The 18,558-nt window shown below is 34.6% G+C and carries 39 protein-coding genes and 1 pseudogene; all 40 read right to left on the reverse strand.

Annotation, left to right across the window (positions count from 1 at the left end; all coding sequences use genetic code 11):
• Nucleotides 1–64: 64 nt before the first annotated feature.
• The gene (locus B9T62_RS18325; protein ID WP_087916584.1) at nt 65–475 is read right to left on the reverse strand and encodes a hypothetical protein; all 411 of its coding nucleotides are present in this window, start codon (nt 473–475) and stop codon (nt 65–67) included.
• Nucleotides 475–1,605 (reverse strand): hypothetical protein, encoded by a 1,131-nt coding sequence (locus B9T62_RS18330; protein WP_087916585.1) that lies wholly within the window; start codon nt 1,603–1,605, stop codon nt 475–477. Before B9T62_RS18330 ends, B9T62_RS18325 begins: the two co-directional genes overlap by 1 nt.
• The gene (locus B9T62_RS18335) at nt 1,602–2,036 is read right to left on the reverse strand and encodes a hypothetical protein (RefSeq protein WP_087916586.1); all 435 of its coding nucleotides are present in this window, start codon (nt 2,034–2,036) and stop codon (nt 1,602–1,604) included. Before B9T62_RS18335 ends, B9T62_RS18330 begins: the two co-directional genes overlap by 4 nt.
• 26 nt (nt 2,037–2,062) lie before the next feature.
• Nucleotides 2,063–2,470 (reverse strand): hypothetical protein, encoded by a 408-nt coding sequence (locus tag B9T62_RS18340; RefSeq protein WP_087916587.1) that lies wholly within the window; start codon nt 2,468–2,470, stop codon nt 2,063–2,065.
• Nucleotides 2,457–2,843, reverse strand: a complete 387-nt coding sequence (locus B9T62_RS18345; RefSeq protein ID WP_087916588.1) for a hypothetical protein — start codon at nt 2,841–2,843, stop codon at nt 2,457–2,459. Before B9T62_RS18345 ends, B9T62_RS18340 begins: the two co-directional genes overlap by 14 nt.
• Nucleotides 2,798–3,124, reverse strand: coding sequence for a hypothetical protein (locus B9T62_RS18350; protein ID WP_087916589.1), 327 nt, complete (start codon nt 3,122–3,124; stop codon nt 2,798–2,800). The genes B9T62_RS18345 and B9T62_RS18350 overlap by 46 nt, the downstream gene beginning before the upstream one ends.
• A 311-nt stretch (nt 3,125–3,435) precedes the next feature.
• Nucleotides 3,436–3,609 (reverse strand): hypothetical protein, encoded by a 174-nt coding sequence (locus tag B9T62_RS39190; RefSeq protein ID WP_157793884.1) that lies wholly within the window; start codon nt 3,607–3,609, stop codon nt 3,436–3,438.
• A gap of 97 nt (nt 3,610–3,706) precedes the next feature.
• Nucleotides 3,707–3,889 (reverse strand): hypothetical protein, encoded by a 183-nt coding sequence (locus B9T62_RS40020; protein ID WP_087916590.1) that lies wholly within the window; start codon nt 3,887–3,889, stop codon nt 3,707–3,709.
• On the reverse strand, nt 3,889–4,062 hold the full coding sequence (locus B9T62_RS39200) for a hypothetical protein (protein ID WP_157793886.1): 174 nt from the start codon (nt 4,060–4,062) through the stop codon (nt 3,889–3,891). Before B9T62_RS39200 ends, B9T62_RS40020 begins: the two co-directional genes overlap by 1 nt.
• Before the next feature lie 256 nt (nt 4,063–4,318).
• Nucleotides 4,319–4,477: a hypothetical protein gene (locus B9T62_RS39205; RefSeq protein ID WP_157793887.1), complete on the reverse strand. Its 159-nt coding sequence runs from the start codon at nt 4,475–4,477 to the stop codon at nt 4,319–4,321.
• Between the two features lie 53 nt (nt 4,478–4,530).
• Nucleotides 4,531–4,692 (reverse strand): hypothetical protein, encoded by a 162-nt coding sequence (locus tag B9T62_RS39210; protein ID WP_157793888.1) that lies wholly within the window; start codon nt 4,690–4,692, stop codon nt 4,531–4,533.
• 35 nt (nt 4,693–4,727) lie between these two features.
• Nucleotides 4,728–5,066 carry a hypothetical protein gene (locus B9T62_RS18365; protein WP_087916592.1) on the reverse strand — a complete coding sequence of 113 codons (339 nt, stop codon included), beginning with the start codon at nt 5,064–5,066 and terminating at the stop codon, nt 4,728–4,730.
• A 39-nt stretch (nt 5,067–5,105) separates the two neighbouring features.
• The gene (locus tag B9T62_RS18370; RefSeq protein WP_087916593.1) at nt 5,106–5,522 is read right to left on the reverse strand and encodes a hypothetical protein; all 417 of its coding nucleotides are present in this window, start codon (nt 5,520–5,522) and stop codon (nt 5,106–5,108) included.
• Nucleotides 5,523–5,608: 86 nt separating this feature from the next.
• Entirely contained in the window at nt 5,609–5,770 is a 162-nt protein-coding gene (locus B9T62_RS39215) for a hypothetical protein (RefSeq protein WP_157793889.1), read from the reverse strand.
• 268 nt (nt 5,771–6,038) lie between these two features.
• A complete protein-coding gene (locus B9T62_RS18375; protein WP_087916594.1) occupies nt 6,039–6,266 on the reverse strand; it encodes a hypothetical protein in 228 nt (75 codons plus the stop codon).
• A 75-nt stretch (nt 6,267–6,341) separates the two neighbouring features.
• Nucleotides 6,342–7,397 (reverse strand): DHHA1 domain-containing protein, encoded by a 1,056-nt coding sequence (locus B9T62_RS41295; RefSeq protein WP_342746194.1) that lies wholly within the window; start codon nt 7,395–7,397, stop codon nt 6,342–6,344.
• A gap of 12 nt (nt 7,398–7,409) precedes the next feature.
• Nucleotides 7,410–7,745 (reverse strand): annotated as a pseudogene (locus B9T62_RS41300) (DHH family phosphoesterase); the annotation flags it as partial.
• A 16-nt stretch (nt 7,746–7,761) separates the two neighbouring features.
• A complete protein-coding gene (locus B9T62_RS39220) occupies nt 7,762–7,989 on the reverse strand; it encodes a hypothetical protein (protein WP_157793890.1) in 228 nt (75 codons plus the stop codon).
• Between the two features lie 201 nt (nt 7,990–8,190).
• Nucleotides 8,191–8,370 (reverse strand): hypothetical protein, encoded by a 180-nt coding sequence (locus B9T62_RS18385; RefSeq protein WP_087916596.1) that lies wholly within the window; start codon nt 8,368–8,370, stop codon nt 8,191–8,193.
• A gap of 223 nt (nt 8,371–8,593) precedes the next feature.
• On the reverse strand, nt 8,594–8,815 hold the full coding sequence (locus B9T62_RS18390) for a hypothetical protein (RefSeq protein ID WP_087916597.1): 222 nt from the start codon (nt 8,813–8,815) through the stop codon (nt 8,594–8,596).
• The gene (locus B9T62_RS18395; protein ID WP_087916598.1) at nt 8,815–9,018 is read right to left on the reverse strand and encodes a hypothetical protein; all 204 of its coding nucleotides are present in this window, start codon (nt 9,016–9,018) and stop codon (nt 8,815–8,817) included. Before B9T62_RS18395 ends, B9T62_RS18390 begins: the two co-directional genes overlap by 1 nt.
• Nucleotides 9,019–9,063: 45 nt before the next feature.
• On the reverse strand, nt 9,064–9,345 hold the full coding sequence (locus B9T62_RS18400; RefSeq protein ID WP_087916599.1) for a hypothetical protein: 282 nt from the start codon (nt 9,343–9,345) through the stop codon (nt 9,064–9,066).
• Nucleotides 9,346–9,373: 28 nt separating this feature from the next.
• Nucleotides 9,374–9,676, reverse strand: a complete 303-nt coding sequence (locus tag B9T62_RS18405) for a hypothetical protein (RefSeq protein ID WP_087916600.1) — start codon at nt 9,674–9,676, stop codon at nt 9,374–9,376.
• Between the two features lie 32 nt (nt 9,677–9,708).
• A complete protein-coding gene (locus B9T62_RS18410) occupies nt 9,709–10,035 on the reverse strand; it encodes a nucleoside triphosphate pyrophosphohydrolase family protein (protein WP_087916601.1) in 327 nt (108 codons plus the stop codon).
• 62 nt (nt 10,036–10,097) lie between these two features.
• Nucleotides 10,098–10,643, reverse strand: coding sequence for a hypothetical protein (locus B9T62_RS18415; RefSeq protein WP_087916602.1), 546 nt, complete (start codon nt 10,641–10,643; stop codon nt 10,098–10,100).
• A 40-nt stretch (nt 10,644–10,683) separates the two neighbouring features.
• Nucleotides 10,684–11,058 (reverse strand): hypothetical protein, encoded by a 375-nt coding sequence (locus B9T62_RS18420; protein ID WP_087916603.1) that lies wholly within the window; start codon nt 11,056–11,058, stop codon nt 10,684–10,686.
• A gap of 238 nt (nt 11,059–11,296) precedes the next feature.
• Nucleotides 11,297–11,443, reverse strand: coding sequence for a hypothetical protein (locus tag B9T62_RS39225; protein ID WP_157793891.1), 147 nt, complete (start codon nt 11,441–11,443; stop codon nt 11,297–11,299).
• Between the two features lie 51 nt (nt 11,444–11,494).
• Nucleotides 11,495–11,674 carry a hypothetical protein gene (locus B9T62_RS18425; RefSeq protein ID WP_087916604.1) on the reverse strand — a complete coding sequence of 60 codons (180 nt, stop codon included), beginning with the start codon at nt 11,672–11,674 and terminating at the stop codon, nt 11,495–11,497.
• Between the two features lie 105 nt (nt 11,675–11,779).
• On the reverse strand, nt 11,780–12,046 hold the full coding sequence (locus B9T62_RS18430; protein ID WP_087916605.1) for a hypothetical protein: 267 nt from the start codon (nt 12,044–12,046) through the stop codon (nt 11,780–11,782).
• Nucleotides 12,047–12,173: 127 nt separating this feature from the next.
• Entirely contained in the window at nt 12,174–12,500 is a 327-nt protein-coding gene (locus B9T62_RS18435) for a hypothetical protein (protein ID WP_087916606.1), read from the reverse strand.
• A gap of 3 nt (nt 12,501–12,503) precedes the next feature.
• Nucleotides 12,504–12,923, reverse strand: coding sequence for a hypothetical protein (locus B9T62_RS18440; RefSeq protein ID WP_087916607.1), 420 nt, complete (start codon nt 12,921–12,923; stop codon nt 12,504–12,506).
• 67 nt (nt 12,924–12,990) lie between these two features.
• Nucleotides 12,991–13,179, reverse strand: a complete 189-nt coding sequence (locus tag B9T62_RS18445; RefSeq protein ID WP_087916608.1) for a hypothetical protein — start codon at nt 13,177–13,179, stop codon at nt 12,991–12,993.
• Nucleotides 13,180–13,191: 12 nt separating this feature from the next.
• Nucleotides 13,192–14,268, reverse strand: coding sequence for a DNA primase (locus tag B9T62_RS18450; RefSeq protein ID WP_087916609.1), 1,077 nt, complete (start codon nt 14,266–14,268; stop codon nt 13,192–13,194).
• Between the two features lie 35 nt (nt 14,269–14,303).
• Nucleotides 14,304–15,515: a replication protein gene (locus tag B9T62_RS18455; RefSeq protein WP_245864494.1), complete on the reverse strand. Its 1,212-nt coding sequence runs from the start codon at nt 15,513–15,515 to the stop codon at nt 14,304–14,306.
• 304 nt (nt 15,516–15,819) lie between these two features.
• Nucleotides 15,820–16,389, reverse strand: a complete 570-nt coding sequence (locus B9T62_RS18460; protein ID WP_087916611.1) for a hypothetical protein — start codon at nt 16,387–16,389, stop codon at nt 15,820–15,822.
• A gap of 32 nt (nt 16,390–16,421) precedes the next feature.
• Complete coding sequence (locus tag B9T62_RS18465) at nt 16,422–16,646, reverse strand: hypothetical protein (protein ID WP_157793892.1); 225 nt, start codon at nt 16,644–16,646, stop codon at nt 16,422–16,424.
• 83 nt (nt 16,647–16,729) lie between these two features.
• Entirely contained in the window at nt 16,730–17,140 is a 411-nt protein-coding gene (locus B9T62_RS18470; RefSeq protein ID WP_087916613.1) for a hypothetical protein, read from the reverse strand.
• Between the two features lie 215 nt (nt 17,141–17,355).
• The gene (locus B9T62_RS18475) at nt 17,356–17,550 is read right to left on the reverse strand and encodes a hypothetical protein (protein WP_087916614.1); all 195 of its coding nucleotides are present in this window, start codon (nt 17,548–17,550) and stop codon (nt 17,356–17,358) included.
• 41 nt (nt 17,551–17,591) lie between these two features.
• Complete coding sequence (locus tag B9T62_RS18480) at nt 17,592–18,227, reverse strand: hypothetical protein (protein WP_087916615.1); 636 nt, start codon at nt 18,225–18,227, stop codon at nt 17,592–17,594.
• Nucleotides 18,228–18,295: 68 nt separating this feature from the next.
• Nucleotides 18,296–18,556 carry a hypothetical protein gene (locus B9T62_RS18485; RefSeq protein WP_087916616.1) on the reverse strand — a complete coding sequence of 87 codons (261 nt, stop codon included), beginning with the start codon at nt 18,554–18,556 and terminating at the stop codon, nt 18,296–18,298.
• Nucleotides 18,557–18,558 lie beyond the last annotated feature (2 nt).

Consider the following 18,558-nt stretch of genomic DNA (forward strand, 5'->3'; position numbering starts at 1 on the left):
TCTTAATAAAATTTGACTTTCGTGTGCTTTTCAGTGTTAGAAATCCCTTATAAAACAAGGTTTTTTATTTCAATAGGTTCGCAATCTCATCGAGTTCAAGTTCAACTTTTTTATCATCGGAGAGTAACTTATCAAGTTTTGATTCCATTGCCTTTAGCTTCTGTTCTTCGTCTTTTCTATTCAGAATTTCAAATTTCAATTTCAAGTCTGTAATCCAATCCTGGACATGATAGCCGCTAACATTATATGATTCCAGCACTCCTAAATCTTTAGCAGACAGTACATAAGCGTTTAACTTAATAAGAAGGTTAAGAATTTGTTCTTTCTGTAGTACTTGAATATTATGTCGTACTCCATCAATTTCAATTGAGCAGTTAGTAATTGGTGTAAACTTTTGAGACTTACTTAGTTTCTCTTTCTTAACTTCAATTTGTTTCTTCAGTTCAAGAATCTTTTGATCATTTGGGTTTGCCATTATTCTTCATCTCCACTCTGAAATAGTTTTCCATTTACAAGATATTGATCTCTGTATCTAGGTTTGTATTGCTCCCACAAATCTTCAAGCGATCCGCTGAATATAGTCACATTTTCCATAGAATATCCACCGTAATTCCATTTTGAAGTTACTTTTTTTCTAATTCTTAAGTTAAAAGAATTATTATCTTTTGCATCACCAATCACTTCAGCAGCACTATCTATATCATTTCCGATATAAATACTTGTGCTGTAATGCCATGCATAATTTCCAATTTTAGTCCTGATCTTTTCACAGAATCTATCTTTCGTGTAATAGACGAATTCATCTTTTGACTCATCTTGTGGAGAATAATATGATTTGTGCTCAAGTAAGTCGAACATATAAGCATATCGTTCAGTACATTCCTCAGACAAACAGCCTATAACTCTATCGCCTAATGATTTAAGTTGAATAGCATACAAGTCCGGTTTTTTACGATAATTTGTGGTCTCACTAGCAAAGATATAATGTTTGCCTTTGTTAACCACTTTGTATCTACTTTCTTCTCCCTGTTCCCCTCGAATCCACTTTCTATCCCAATAATCAAACCTCCCCATGTACACCAGTTCTTGATTATCTTTTGTTTTATATGTAGCTCCAATAATCAATTCTTTTGACTTAATATACTCTTTGTTGTGCAGAATCTTATTGAATGAACTTATTTCTTGATAGTCTGGAGATTCTACAGGTATCAGCACTAACTCCTTCCCTTCCCAAGCATATACAAATTCTCCTTCTAGTCCCTTCCCTTTGATTGAGTTAGCATTTTCTAGGATGTAAAGTAAATTCTCAATAGTAATTTCAAACTCAAATCCTCTTGGGTCATATACTCTCACGTATGCCTGTCGATGATTCCAGTCAGACACATAGTCTCCAACCTTCTTATTCAACACAAAGCCTGATGTTGGTTCATTCTCATAGTCTACCGGATCGATATTATTGTCTCTCCAGCTTTCCCAGGAAGCTTTCTTTCTCAATACTCCTTTGTGATCTTCATAAATTACGTAAGCCAATTTCTTGGTATATGTATTATCGCGATTCTGAAATCCAACTTTAATTTTAGTTGGAATGAATATATTTGTTTTCAATTTAGCACTCCTTTTAAGGATTCCATTTCATTTTGAATCTCAGCAATCTTCTTGTCATAATATTTCATTTTGGATTCTTTGGCAGATTCAAAATCTATAATTATTGTTTTACATTGTTTCTTATAATGCTTTACACATTCTTTTTCATCGTAGAAGATATTGAGTGATGTTCCAGTTAGTGATCGATATCCAGTGTTATCATATGGAGCAATCACTTGTGCTAACGGTTTGCCATTCTTCCCAAATGGCCTAAAGTGAAATTCCGAATAATATACAGTTTTATTACTTGGCAATTCTTCATTGCTTACGACCATAACTTTGGTGGGCTTAACATGACGGATTGGTTGATTATCAATATCGTTAAATCGATAATCGCATATCCAGACTTCTTCTCCAATCTTGACTACTTTGTTATACTCAGTGTGATTCAATTATAAGCCCTCCCAATTATTTATTCCTAACTTCTATTGATTTCTTCAATAGCCACACCACTTAGCCTCATAATATCCAACAACATATTTGGTATGTTTTCTCTTACACATTCCCATCCATACAGAGTAACACCATAATATGCACCTTCTACTTCAGCATCTTCATCAAACATATCTCCTCGAAGTCGAATCATTCTTTCTTTAAAATTTTCTTGTCCAATGCAATTGTATTCTTTATCGTAAACATCATATATTTCATCGTCTTCTTCTTTGTATTTATATGATGTAATTATCTTACCTTCATTTCCAGCTACTGGATCAGATTTTAGCCATTCATACACTTCTTCATCTGATTTAGCTTGCAGATAGGTTACTATTCCGGCTTTACTGTCTTTTGGAGCAAAATGCTCAAACATAATTTTATATAGATTCATTTTTAATACGCCCTTCCTTCATATTAACGATCTTAATTATTTCATTATATTTATTGCTATCAAAATGAATACTGTTCCTAATAAATGAGCCATATTCTTTTTGGTTATATAATTCCTTAAGTTCTTTAGTACACTTTTTAAAGTTTGAAAGCCCTGCAAACAACACTAGAACTGGGAAAAGAATAGTTGTTAGAGCAATGGCAATATTATTTGTGAAGCTGTGAAGAATAACCCCTTGATCACTATAATAATATTCATATTTATCATTCCACTTGATTTGACGATATTTGAATAATGAATTATGCTGCTCCTTTGTTAATTGGAATTTTATGTACCCATATTCGGTTGGACATTTATATTTATAGTTAGACACTTAGTACCTCCATTTATGTCTTGCTTTCTGTTCCTCTTGTCCCAATCTTTTAAAATGGCATTCCAACATTCATCTGATCCCTTTAATAATAGATAGTCTGGAATTTTGTACGTATCTTGTACCCCATATTGACCAAGTTCAATAATATAATGTCCATTTGTTATCTCCCCCTCCACCCATTTTGCATATTCAATGTTTTTCTCTTTATGCGACAGCTTAGTCCATTGATCATATAACTCTTGTGCGGTGTCAATATAGTTCAATCTTAGTTTTGAGTACATAACTTTGATCCTCCTTATTATAAAATACGCCTTTTACCGACTTCCTCGTTGATCTACAAGCTCTTTAATTAGCAAATCATGCAACTCTCTACTAATACTCTTCCATTCCATGTCTTTATCTGTTCTAATGCCAATGCTAAACGAGTCTGTTACTGTATCTGTACAAATTCTTACCGATCCATTATTTACTTTAAGAATCGTCGTCCCTCTTTGTCCTGATAGCACACTACCCCACTCCTTTCCTTCTCTATGAAATCTCTCTTTTACGCAAACTCTAAATAATTTATTGCCTCAATAACATCTATGTTCATCTAAGCACCAACCTCATGTTGAATCGACTCAATATCTGAAATCAGTTTCGTTGTTTCTTCGATATATTCTGGATACTCATTTTTAAGATAATCTACAGCAATCCATTCGCTCAAATCAAACCTTGCTTTTTCAAGCAGATTTAGTATTTCTTTCATCTGATCAACTATACCCATCAATCATTCTCCTAAGCCCAATATTCAACTGCATCTTCAAAATCAATCCAGAATGTTTCATTCATCTCCGTATCAGTCTCAACATCATAAAATTGAATCAACATTTCATTCCGATGATCTTCTTTAACGACAAAGCCTTCAGGGTGCAATTTCCAGCCGTTAGGAAAGGGTGCTCCCACCTATTGAGTTTCTGAAATACCTCATTTTCCGTTGAGGCAAGCCTACAAACAAATCCAGTGTAATCTTTTGTATCATTGTATCCTTCAATTCTTTCAGCCATTAATACTCATCATCTCCCGACTCTTCGATTTCATCAATTTTTGTTCTCAACAATTCAATGTCATCATCTAATTCCGCAACATTTGCCATCAATAGATTTATTTGAAGTTGTAACCTTGTTCTCGTTTCGATTTTGGAGCCTAATTCATCAATCAATAAGTCATAATCATTCATGCCGCCCATTCCTTTCAGTATCAAATATATCTTTCATCAGTATTAATACCTTATCACAGGTCTATCTTTCCAATCTCTTTTCCTATCAAGAACATATTTACCTCTATACTTGTCAGACAACTTAAGATTTTTCTGGGCTTCAAGCATGTCAATTTTTTCTGAAATGTCTCTGCGTTGTTTATATAGCTTATCTAGTTGTTCATATATCTGTTCCAATGTTGGATTTAGGTTGATCATTTCATACACCCTTTATATATTATTGTTTGATTGCTTCTAGCAAACAATCAAGCGCTTCAGCAATATATCCATCCTCTTTATATTCAACGCTTAGTTGTTGATACACACCTTCAATCTGATTATAAGCTCGATACAAAATATCTTTTTGCTCCTTGTTAATGTTCTTGGTTTTGATCACTGTTCATTCCTCCTTTTATTTGAGATAAAAGCATTATTTCATTAGTCACACGACTAATCTATAAATTCATAATGCCCATGCTGGACGACATCAGGACCATCAGCCCAAACTTGGATACCTATAAATGAGTATATATTTTCATCTCTTACGAGGAATTGTTCCCCAACTTCGTACCAATTGTAATCTTCTCTTTTAATCACTCTAATATTTTTCATTTTATATTTTCCTTTCTTATACATTATTAATCTGATTATAACTTTATATTTGACCCTTTCTCACATTCTTTAAGATATGCTTCAGCCCAACAACTTTTACAGAATGATTTTCCTTCTAGTGATTCTGGAAAAGGAAACACCATGCCTCTTTTATATATATTTCTTGTTTTTGTTCCACATTTATCGCATTCATGATAAACAATCTTATCTGCACTGTAACTAGGTTCAAATTCAACAGTCACTTCAAACTCTTCGTCACATTTCTGACATTCCCAATCCAACTTATTGTCGTCTGATAAACCATCAGTTAAGGCATGAGACATGTCATTTTCGTATCCACAATAGGGGCAATCCACTGTATCGTAAATATTCAATTCCTCCTTTCTAAATCAAACTTGTATTCTATCAGGTTTTTATTTTGCTAATGCAGCAAGTTCTTCCCATCGTTTTCTCACATTTGGACTAGTCATTCCATCATCATTTTCTAGTTTCTCTTTCGCTACTTTCCCCACCTCAGGTTTCCAATCTTCTATCCATTCACGCACCTGATTAATTAAATCATACTGGGGATAAAGAAGTTTGCTGCCATCAACGATTCCAAAAGGTCCTTCAATTCCTTTTGTTTTTCTTATAAATTCCATCCCAGACCAACCGCATTGAAATCCAGTCATACCTTGCTTTGAAGCAAAATAATTGAACATTGCAACCGTTACATTGGCAAGTGATTCAGCAATTGTATTGTAGTCATGACTTTGATTTTCTTGCTCATGTAAATAACTAATTAATTCTTCTTCCGTTGTAGGCCAAGCACCATACTTTCCATCTTTCAAATAAATCATCCTTTTTTATATGTATTTTTAGTTACTGATGAAACAGTTCTTTTACGATGGAATGTACCTCTTAAAGCCCAATAGAATCAATGCTTTCTCAAATCAAATTCCCTCAAAGTATCGGCAATCTCATCACTTGAAGCAAAACTCGGCTTTTTGTGATTAACCTTACCACTCAACCTTTTAATGTATTCTACATCTCTGTCTGATCCAACTTCTGGACCAACGTAAATTGTTTTGTCTTTCATATTTCCACCCACTCAACCTAATATGTATAACAGCCCTTGCGATACTGTTTTCCTTTGTACTTATATTTAGCAATAAAAGTTTTTACGAGTACTGTTCCGTTGGCAATCTTTTCTAAAACCAATGTTCCATACTTTGTCATCCAACGAATCTTGCCCGTAAAGTTTAAACCGGAAACCTCTCTTGCGAGAGATCTCCAATTAACTCCACTTTCGATGCAGCGTTGTAAAGAGTGCTTACTAAACTTAATTTGTGAGGTATTCATAAGTTTCACCGTTTCTTAGCAGCTTTCAAATCTCGTTGCTTTTTATTTTTGGTGAGAGGGCTGCCTCCCTTTGCCATAGATTTGTCAGGTAGAATATAACCGAAAATCAATCCTTCTTTTTTACAATGTACTTTGGCTTCATTCTCGGCTCCGAGTCGATCTGTAGATACAAAGTCCTTGATTACCTTACTAGTTCCACTTTGAGTTGTTGCGATTCCGTAGAATTTAGTCATATGTATTTGATCTCCCTTGGTCTCTTTATTATAGTTTATATTATTTATTTTGTATATATGTTTATTTTATAAATATTAAATCTTTTCTCTGTAATCCTCAATAAATAACTGCATTGTCTTTGTGATTTTAAACTTTGGCTTATATTGCTTCCAATAATTCATATTCAGTGTTCCAATCGCTTCAATCTCAGTGAATACTGGAACGCTGTCGAAGTACTCTGAATCAGTCTTAAACTTCATAAGTTGCAGAGTATCACAGTCAATTTTAACGGTGTTGAGGGACTTGCCCATTAGTTTCTTGTCTGAGATGAATAATCCCTTAATGAGAAATTTGCCCTCTTTAAAATGATTTCCTGTGACACGATAGAACTCAGACAGGTAATTAATTAGTTTTTCATCAATCTGGTCAACATCAAATTCTAAATCATAATACATGGAATTGTCTGCTTCAAAATTATCTAACTTCTCATTCAGCTCTTGACGCAATAATTCGAGATTTGTTTTGTAGATCTGTAGTCCTCCTGCTGCGGGATGGCCTCCAGTGTAAAATACATTGTCACAGCTATCAAGTAAATCTAACATTGAGAAATCTTCTAGTCCCCGAAAACTTCCTGCGTATGTATCTTCATTGTCACCTTCGCCAAGTACGATTGCTGGCCTATTAAATGATTTGGACAATTTCTGTCCCACTAATCCATTCATCCCTTTACCAAGCGTTGGATCAAATACAATTACGACTTTATCATTCTCGTCGACAAATGGCTTCAACGCTCTTAACGCTTCTGTCTGGACTTCCTTGCGTCTTTCATTTGCCTTGACAAGTTCTTTTGCTAGTCCTTTAATCTCAGGACTATCCGTATCGCACATCAAAAAGTCAATTGCTAACTTAATATTATCAAATCTTGTAGCAGCCGTTACAGCAGGGCTTACACCGTACAGAAAATCAGTTGCAGATAGATTATTGAGGTCAAAATTCATAGCCTCAAATAACGTTCTAAGTCCTGCATGACGTAGGCTTTTAAGAGACAGCTTGGCATAATATCTGTTTTCTAGTTCCATCATCGACATCATATCAGCCATTAGTGAGAATCCTGGCAAGTCATCGAGTTTATTTGCATAGTATGTATCCATGTAATCGTCTATTACTTGGCAAACTTTAAAAACCAAGAGTCCACCACAAGCATTTTTATTGGGATACTCGCAACCATTTTGCTGCGGATTCACCAAAATCGCATATGGATTTTCAACAGTGACACTGTGGTGATCAATAATTAAACAGTCAATCCCTTTAGATGTTAGCAATTTCATAGTCTCTACATCATTTGATGAGCTGTCTACTGCAATCAAAAGTTTAGTTTGTTTGGGTATCTGCTCAATCAATCCCTCAATTGAATGACCTTCAGATCTTTCATTACAGACATAATATACTTCGTCAGTGAAATTCAATAAATACTTATACATAGTCACTAACGAAGTTACTCCATCGTAATCCTAACTAATCGGGGTCGCCAGTAATCGTAATAGGCTCACGGTTGCGAATAGCCAGAATGATTCGGCTTGCCAATGCATCAATATTTTTAAGTAAATATGAATCACAAATCACATTAGAGAGTGGATTCAGAAATTGATCAATATTAGTGATTCCATTTAGTTTTGCAAGTTTAGAATATGTATTATCATATGAATCAAACGGTGTAACAGGTTTGCGTTGCTTCCATTTCAATGGTTCGATCACTCCTTAATACAAATTTTATCTAATTGTTATTTTGAATTTTTCAGGCATTGTAATATTGTGGTAGTTGTTCATTGCAGCCATGAATTTATACGTAAGCTTCTTGCTTTCGCGTCCAGTGAATTTGTCGATGATTCTGATATTTACCTTTCTGTTCATATCTATCACTCTCCAGATCAAATATTTAATTACTTAGTACCTATACTTCACTCTTATTGTAAATTCAGCGTTTTTCATTCGCTCAATCTGACTAATGGCGTCAGTAATTTTTTCTTTTATCTTTTTTGATCTACTAAAAAAATAGATTAATTTATATTTTCTAATCCTCTTTTGTAATAATGACTCAGAAGACCAAATATCAATTTCACTCATTGTTTACCACCTCCATGATTTGATCAAAGATAAGTTTTACTTAATTATCTATATTGGACGACCTTCCACATCTTCCGCACTCTTCGCATTGACTAAGCGATTCTTCGTCCAGACATTGAGAACAAGCGTGTTTAAACCATTCTTCATCTCCCGGTCTAACAAGGAAATCATCTCCGCACTTAGCACAATATAATTTTTCAAACATCTTATGTTTATCTCCTCTCTACGTCCAATCAGGATTTAAATAATGAGCCAGTTCACTCACATATTTATCGTTTATGTATTCCGGTGTCAATCCTTCCATCAAACTTACTACGACTTCATATAGTGCGGTTTTGTAATCTGAATTATCAGCAAAATAAATTGCGCTTATTGCAGCATTTAGTGCTTCTCTAGCACTACCACTTAGATCATTGTCGATGAAGTTTTTCATTAACTCATCCATTAGCTTCCCATTCTTTCATTGGCTTCATCGATTATTTCGTCAAAAATGCTCTGAAGATTTTTGGCTTGCTGATTCCATGAACGAATACCTTCTGGAGTAATTTCAATATCGCTATTCTGAAAGGTGGATGATAGATGTTGGATATCAATTTGAAACGCTCTAAACCTGTTGAAGAAATTCTGATCTGTATTGATTTTTGCCATTTCATTTTTCCCCCTTAAAATTTGATCAAAGTATGTTTTCATCGCCTATTCTTGGATGGCATCGCAGAACACTTTCCATTCTGTCTTCTTATTTCTTTGAACCTTTTTGATCCCCTTGTAATTTTGGCAAGCTCTTACTCCTCCAGGGAATTCACTAGAATAGATACAAGTACATTCCTCTCTCTTTTCTCCTTTGTTTTTACCAAACAACGATTCCACTTCTCTGCTACCATATTCTCTTTGAACTGGACACTCTGATTTCAATACATGAACCTCTTCAGTTCCACCACCAATTGCACAGCAGCTTGAGAAAATTTCTTTCTTCATTATTTCACCTCATCATTTGTTTAGAGCTTTAGTATTCGTCATTGTATTTAACAAATTCATCTTCAGCACCTTCAAATGCTCTCTCGTATACACTGTCAAGCATTGTCACGATAAAATTGTCACCTGATTCAGTGTCTGCCTCATCGAGCAGATTTTCAATTAACCACTTAGCAAACTCTTTCCGTTTACCACGTCGAATTTTTGCTTCGTTCCAATTATTTGGGCTTGCATTAAAACCTCTTACAAGATTGCTGATAGGCATCTCAATAATTACTTTTTCATTTGTTGATCTTACTGTAAAACCTGTAATGTTCTTATCTTCAATTTTCATTAATGAACTCACCCTTCTTCTGGGATATATATTTACATTTTTTTGTTTCCATGTTTATACGGTCTGCTTAGGTTGTACTTCATTTTTTCCTCGATTGCTGATTCTAAATCAATCTTATAATAGCCACAAGCATCAAAAATCCTAATAATTACATCAGCAAACTCGATGGGAATGCCACAAGGTTTTTCATCTACATAAAATACATTATCGTATTCTTTACCATTTCGATGATCCTCAATTGCTTCAGAAAGCTCACTGTGCATAAGTGAAATTAGTTCACCAAAACTCTTAGGATTTTCCCACCAGCCATGATCAATAGCATTCTGATGAGCATCACTCACCAAATTATTAATATTCATTCCATCAACTCTTTCATATGTATTTTCAACTCATGAAACTATTCTTTCATCAACACTCTCTACTAACCAACATAATTAGCAAACTCATTGCCTCTATCGCAAAACTCTTTAACCATCACCCTCACCAATCCAAATGACATACCTGAGTGACCTTGGCGCTCAATTTCTTTTTTTGCATCTTCGAGGCTACCATCTTCATTTAAAATTCTGACAATGTCCAAGCAGCATCCCAATTCCATGCCATGGTATAGATCGTTAAGTCTAACAGGGACAATCTTATCCCAATAATCCCATTTATCTTGGTCTAGCACTTGTCTACCTCTTACTTTCCACTCTCCAATAAGAGAAGGGATACTTTCTTTGAATTCAGCTTCTCTCTTCTCAGAATCCTCTCTCCATTTTCGTTGCGATTCGTCAAATTCATCTTTCGTCTTACCGATGATTTCTTTATATGCTCCGTCCATCGTAACAGTGTCTGAATATAGGGTGGTTCCATTAAATTCACCACATGCTAAGATGCCTTTATCCTTATATTCTAATAATTTGTGAACAGCACTCTCAATTGTGTTTTCCCAAGAAAATTCGATCTTCAAATATTGATTTTCCAAAATATTGTCCTCCTCAAGTAGTTAGTTATGGATCGAATTGCTATTTAATCTGCAAACTTAAAACAGGAATGGTTCCCCTAACAGACAGCTCAATTTCTCCCGTTTCAAATGCCTGGAGATACTTATCAATCTGCTCTTGATCATCAAATTTGTAGTCAAACCCAATCCATCCAAAAATCATGTTGTCTACACCGCAATGAAACTTTCCTCCAACCATTTGATTGTACCGTATGCCACCCCAAGGCTTCTTTTCACACACTGAGTACCGCAGTTTACCAAAATTGTTGCGGATCATCACGAAGTAGTTATCCGATACACCCATTACTCGCATCGGCTTCTTCCAATCGTTAACCCTAATGAGATTACCGATACTTACAGTATCCAGAATTTCTTTTGTTATGTTCTCATGTATCAAGCTCATCAACTCCTTTCACGTTATTTAGAATCTCTACATTACGCATTTTTTTATTTTTCTAACTTTTTTACAAGCCTTTTTAGTTGAAACTCTTTGACAAACGTTTTGATTTTTTCATATAGAAGTCTGATTTTCAAGCATTGTGTTTTTAGTTTTTCGTAGTAAAGTCTCAACATAATAGCAACCCTCACTCCTATGTGCAGTACACGTCTACTTGTAACCCCATAAAACTTTTATTTCACTTTGAACTGACTTTAATTCTAATTGTTCCTTTTTCGTAATCTGAGTCAGTATGAACCTTATACTTTTCATTCGTTTGTGTGTGTTTTATAATCTCTTTCCAAATCGCTTCATCAAGCTCTTCAATGAATTTTTCTTTACTCACAATAATCCCCCCCTTCCTTATGAAATTCTAATTTGACTAAGTCTTATAGATTTAAACTGACCTTCCATTGTCTACTCGTGTTAAAGTTTCAATCAAAAGCAAACGCTCGTCTTCATCAATTTCTCTTGATACAAAAGTAATCCCATTATCGTCTACCAGTTCAACGTAAACACCATCTTTTGCATTTCCATAAAAATCAACTCTGCGATTGTCTCCCATTGGTATTTGCATATTCAGCCACCTCTTCCATTCTCCCTTAATGTGTATTTCGGAGCCAACTCTCACTGACTCCGCGTTATCAGTCCTTATTATAATTTTGTTTATGTATTTATATGTTTACTTGTAAAAGGCTGTGTCGATAACTCCCCATCCACTAAACTCAATACCGTCTTCATCCATAATGTATATGTCACCGTTCGAAAAAATATCGTTTCCATACCTTCGACCAATCTCATATAGTTCACCTTCGTTGAAATTACATCCTCTTAGCTTCTTATATTGATTAGACACTATCAATATGTGAGTGGCACCATCCATATCCTCCGTTTCAGAAAGTTTCTTTCCTTCTTTCGATATTGCACATGCTTTAGACAATACGATCATTCCCTTCTCATGTCCTGTTCTTATTATATTCTCTTAGTTATTAATTTGCAACTAATATTTATATGTTTACTTTATAAATTTAGTTTGTGAGATATTTATTAATGATAATATCTTGGTCAAAAAACCCTTATTTATTCAAGGTTTTTTCTTTCTCTAAAATATCAATTGCGGCCATAATTATAGCAAATGGCATTGTCTCTTGTACTTCAACTTTTGATTCCTTATTGTTTTTACAATTCCAGAAGTTTGCCAAATACCAGACTCTACCCGACATCTCAATTCGAGGCCACCAATCACGACTAATCATCTCATCCACAACAAGTCTCATTCCTTCCCAAGTTGATGAATATTGTGGAATGTGACCAAATGAACCATCTATATTAAGACAAGTTGTGAGCGATATGTAGTTAATTAAATTGGCAAATTTTCCGTCTAACTCTTTTCCTGGTTCCATAATCTATGCCTCCTTTTTTCTTGAGAACAACGTCTTAAAAGAAAACTCTTCATCATAATTTAGACATCTGTCATCGCTTCCTGGATCATATCTACAACGCAATGTAGCAGTCAATGTTCCATTGTTGTTTCTGCAACCCTTACAGGCGAAAGATTCCAGTATTTTTATTTCAGCCAGATTCAATAAATCTAGTCCGACTTCTTTTATCTTCATATATTCACTTAAGTTGACAAGGCGCTTCTGTAAACTTTCCCCTTCGATAATATTGAATCTGTGGTATCTTGTTGGTTCATGACAGACAATAATTTCTTTATTATCAATGTGTTTTTGTAATTCTTCAATGCTGTCAACTTGATAAATGACATATGTATCTTGTGTCCTGCCACCAAATGCATGTTCTCCATAAGCATTAATGATTATCATTATTTCACTCCCTTTTAATGTTTTGATAAAACCTATATTTTACAATGTTTTTAGTTCTAAAAAACCCTTATAAATCAACGTTTTCTCGATCTCGTTTTGATAATTCATCCATCATTTCGTCCAAGATCTCATCTGTGAGTCCATTCCTGGATTTCCAGTCGTCAAAAAATAACTTAAGAGTGGGATGTGATAAGTCCCACCATGAAAGATTGTTAAATGCATCAAGTTGCTCCTCGGTATATCTCTTATTTTCCATTACATACCCTCACTAATTATGTATTTTGAATTTGTACTCGCTATATAGCCTCTTAAACACCACTTCCCCTAAATCAGTAGGACTATCTTTATTGCTAAACATTCCATCCCTATCCCAAAGAGCATATACATTTCTGGTCTTACCAAACTTAGCCCCCTGCTTTTTTACAGCTTCAATTGATTTATCTTTATCTAAAGCTATAATTATATCGATCTCAATTCCAAGACCTTTAATCATACTAACTTGCCAGTCACTTAAATCATCCCCACTTATAGCTACACAATTCCGAAAACCATATTGACTACTCAGCCATGTACTCTTTTCACCTTCGTATATCAGCACCTCCTTATTCTCAATAATATAAAATAAAGCACGATGCCAATTATACAATTCAACCATCTTGTTAAAGTTAATAAGATAGAGGAACTTATAAATATCTCGTTCCTCGTAATCATCAAAAATTGTTCTACCTTTGATAGACACAATATCCCCGTAACTATTGTGAATAGGATAAATGATTCTTTGACTTTTAATATCGTATCCAACTTGGAATTCTATTTGTGTCAAATAATTAATACCTTCGTTAATGTATAGTAAATGTGGAACCATGATGAATTGACTCAAAATATCATCGCCATATATTTGATTCTCTATGTGGTCAAGATTCCGTTTCTTTTTTCTCTGTTTTTTGACCTCTCTAAGCCATTTAAGATGATCTGATGTGGGCAATGGGGTATACGATTCATTTAAGAACTCTGTATACCCCAGTTTTTCACATATCCACCGCTTAGACTTAGGTAAATTGCTTCGTCTTTCTTCTTCAAGAAATTTATCAAATACTATGTATGAGACCAATCCATATATATCAATATCTGATTCTCCAAGCGTTCTGATTCTGCTAGACATGCTCTCATTTAGGTAGACCTGAACAGACCTTTTATTTGGAGACTCAAACTTATTGGGAAGTTGTGCCTCGTAGCGATTATTTTTCTTCTCTACATGTTCACAATCCATCAGTTCAAGTAATTCTCCAACTTTTTCATCTGTTAATATTTTCTCTTTGATCAACTTTAAATCATTATTGCTCATTTAAGCTCCCCCATAGGAGTATTTACTGCTATGTATTAAAACATCGAATTAGATTTCTTGCCCATTTGTGCGTATGCGACTTCTTTGAAACTGTTGATACTGTAGTCCACTTCATAAATAATTTGCTCTGATAGATCTCCAGAACGATTCTTAGAGATGAAGATTATCATATAAGTTTTTTCTGGATCTAATTCGTATTTTTCTTTCTCCCACACCCCATTGAGAGCATTCTTGACCCAGTTATATGCAGCGAGAGCTTCTTTTTTCCCTGGCATCTCATCTGCAAAAAGTAATCTTCCCATAAGTATCACGGATGCAACCTCAGCAATCTCTAGGGACTTCCCTATGGCACTCAGATCAAGATAGCGATACTCTTTACCAATCTTCAACTGAACCGTTGCAAGCAGTCCCACGTTGTTTGCTTCGGGTTTAATGCAGTCAAAAATATTTTGAGCCGCATTGCTAAATGATTCCCACCTAGCGGATTCTTGAGCAGAGGCGCTAGGTTTAAAAGTATCAAGCAAGGCATAATTGTAATTTAATGGTTTCATCATTGTAATGCGGCTAATAACATCCTCGACTCTATACTTCTTTAAATCATAAAACTTGATATGATTTTTCGGAAATTTTTGAATCCATTTTTTCGCTGCATCTAATTTATCAAGTGTTTTTTGTTCAAAACTTCCCTCAATCAACTTCTCACGATTAATCGGCTTATGTAAAATTTTAGATGAAACTGTTGCCAAAACAAGGTTTCTTGTTTTCCAGATATTCTCTTCATTTACGAACATCATTCCTTTTTGTTCGTTTTCGTAGAGCGATAGCACGAATTTTTCCATACTTATAGATGACTTTCCAACTCCAGAACTCAAAATAAGATACATAAGTTCGCCTTTGCGCCATCCCTTAATCTTCTTACTCAGTCTTGGCGAATCGTGCAATGGAATCCCCATTGCTTCACCTTGATTCATTTTGTCTATTGCAATATCAAGGTCATCTCCAAGGTCATATTCAACAACTTCTCCGCAGTTAATGTGAGAAAATATTGAACTAGTCTTAAACTGAAAAAATGATTGCATTTGTTTCAGAGTCATTCTTGTTAATTTTCCAATTAAGTCTTTGTTTGTTGTATCAATTAAGCTTTCGCTTTGAAATTTTCTCAAACTTTCATACTTTTGTATTTCTGAAAAATGGTAATCATCATTACCTTTGTCTTTCTCGCACTCTTCTAATAACTCATCTATCAAATTATAACCACCATATTCATTGTAACAATCGAAATATGACTTTCGATTTACTTCTTTGGGTCGTGAAGTTAAAAACGAATATACTGTCTTATCATCAAACTTTCTAATACTATTCGCATACATCTCATTCCCTATGAAGTAGAAATACCACCAAATAGGTTCAGTGAATGTATCCTCTGATATCTCATGATTCCTATATTTTTCATATAGTGACGGCGTACTCCAGAGATAGCCAATAAATAGAGACTCGTGTATTTTTGATGGTGCTACAAATTCATCTATGTAATTAATAATTTAATGCCCCCTATAGAAAACTTGATATATCCATCTCATCTATCTTATTATGTTTATTCTTTAAAATTTCATTGGATATATTCTTATCTTCACTACTAATTTTAGTTCTCTCAAACTGTTCAGTATGCTGCTCACGTCTCTTCTTTCTCGCAAAAGCCTCATTCAACTTATCGATCATGATAGAAACTCCATAATTGATTGCTCTCGTATCTCTAGAACCATCCAGTTTGTTGGCAATGCACCATCGAATACTATCTTCTGCCAGCAAATAAGCCTCCAACATCAGTTCAAACGTTGGCCCCGTATTCCACTTTCTAACTCTCTGCCCATCCTTAAATTCGAACCCAGCTCTTAAATCCTTCAACCGTGTAATATTTCCCGTTGGTAAAACTATGATATCGTGTAGTTTGATTATGTATTGGTATAGATCATCCCATTGTTGATTCTCGATTCGAGTCGCTTCCTTGTCACGTTTCCATCGTTCGTGACAATATTCAACATGGTAATATCGTTTGTCTTCTTGGATCATATTTTCTTTGTGTTCACGCTGACTACAAATAGGACATTTTACTAGTGCCAAATTCTCACCTCCTTAAGATTTGATATTATGTATCACACTTCAAAGCACTCATAACCCAAGCCGTTTAAATATTGAAATTGTTCGGCAACAACTTTTCCATCCTCGTCTCTGAGACCAACAACGCTGTCATAATTAAGATCAATATAGATACCGTGTTCGTCTGACAGTTTGTCTAATTCTTTTATAAATTTTGAAATCCTATTTAAATCCATTAAAATTCCTCCAATTTTATATTTATACTTCAATTTTGACGACACGATGAAATACCTCTTTCGTGAGGAAATATGGTCTAAAAAAGCCTTATTCTATAAGGGTTTTTAACTATGTATTTTTAAAATCCTCAATAATACTCTTCTTTGTTCTTTTTGAACTCAACTCCTAGAAATTCGCATACTTCCTTCTTAAAATTATTATCAGAATAATCATCTTCGCCAAATTCACCATTTACGAGTCGATGTTCCAGTTCTTCCAACATGACCTCTTCTGGACTCCATTGGTCTTCTAATCCGTAGCAAGAGCAATGTGACCCATTTACTTCATATAGTTTCCCATCTTTTAAGAATAGAACCCAAGCAGCACCAGAATAATTGTCGTTTCCATACGAGGCAAATAGTACGGCTTCCTCTTTGTGATTGCTTAGTGCATGATCTTGTGTTTCCCATGACTCAAAACTACCAAACACTTCTTCCATATTGCTCCAATCATGTAGGAATATTGGTTGTTGATTGATAATTTCTTCGAATGTTTTCATTTGATTTCTCCTCTTATTATGTATTTTTACTTTTACATTGAACCTATTGTTAAAACTCAAAATAACTACTAGAATTGCTTCCGTATTTCCAAGATTCAAACATCTCGTCTTCATCATTTAAATATGTAATTTCCATCGATGGTGTTGCCCAACTGCTGCTAGAACAAACGTCTACATTATCCTGTTTAATGTATCCATTCTTCATGTTCCATACTTCACCGGATGTATACGCCCAGTCTTCTGCAAAGGCCAACTACGACAGATTTAATATTTTCTTTATTTTTTTCGATATAATCTTTAACTGTTTCCCAGTCAACCTCTTTATACTTCTCGATATTTGAATGGTCTCTGCCCATACCTTGAAACATACCTTCTGAAAACCCGAGATATCCCTTTTCGATCTTTTCCATTTTCGCCCATCTCCTTTAGTATCGTTTTATATTCCTATGTATTAATAAAAATCAACAACATGCAATTCATAATCTCCGAATATGTTAGCCTCGATATCTTGTAATTGGTGAGTGTATTTATTTCCCAAGACAACAATATCTTCTGTAATAAAAGGAATGTTCGCGTTGCTATCCGTTTCATATACTGTCAACCCCACAAGATGCGAAGCAATGAAGCTTTTTCCTCTGTTTGAACTACCCTTGAACACCCAAACTGGTCTCTTTTCTTTATGTCTGATTGTCTGAGTAAATAAATCCATATTAACGGTATAGTCGCCACACGGATAGTAACTATCTCCACCATCATACGAAACCTCGAAAACTTTATTATTGATATATTCACTGTTGTAAGACTCTGGTAAAATGTCATCGATGTATATTTGCTCTTTAGTTGTGTATGTATAGCCTTCAAATTTTTCAATTTCTTCTACTTCAACCTTTCCCCACGAAGCGGAGCACCATCCAGAACCACATTCCCCTTGCTCTTCCCATAAAGTGATTTTAACTTTTCTTTTATCTTCTAGGATTCCAAATAATACATGTCTTTCAAATTCTGTATCAACATATTCAAAATCACAATTATGTCCCGATACGGACTCTCCAATATACTTTTCAATTCTCAATCCAACAATCTTCATATAAATCCCCTTCAATAATATGTATTTTTATTTTATATTTCTAAATAAAATGAGGGTTTTAAACGGTTTCATTCTTCACACAATCTTACCTTATGTTTCTGAATCGTCTCTTCGTCCAAATACCATAGAACTGAACCGTGTTCACTTCCAAAATACAGTCCAAATTTATCTTGCATACTTTTGCCAACAAAAGCGTATTTAGATCCACAACCGTTCAATCTCACCTTATTAGATGTCTCCAGGTGATTCCCTTCAACATCATAAATACCTGTTGGTAATCCTATTGGTATCCACTTATCAGATATGTAACATCCATGACCTACGTCCATTA

Source organism: Paenibacillus donghaensis (assembly GCF_002192415.1).
GTDB classification, from domain to species: Bacteria; Bacillota; Bacilli; order Paenibacillales; family Paenibacillaceae; genus Paenibacillus_AQ; species Paenibacillus_AQ donghaensis.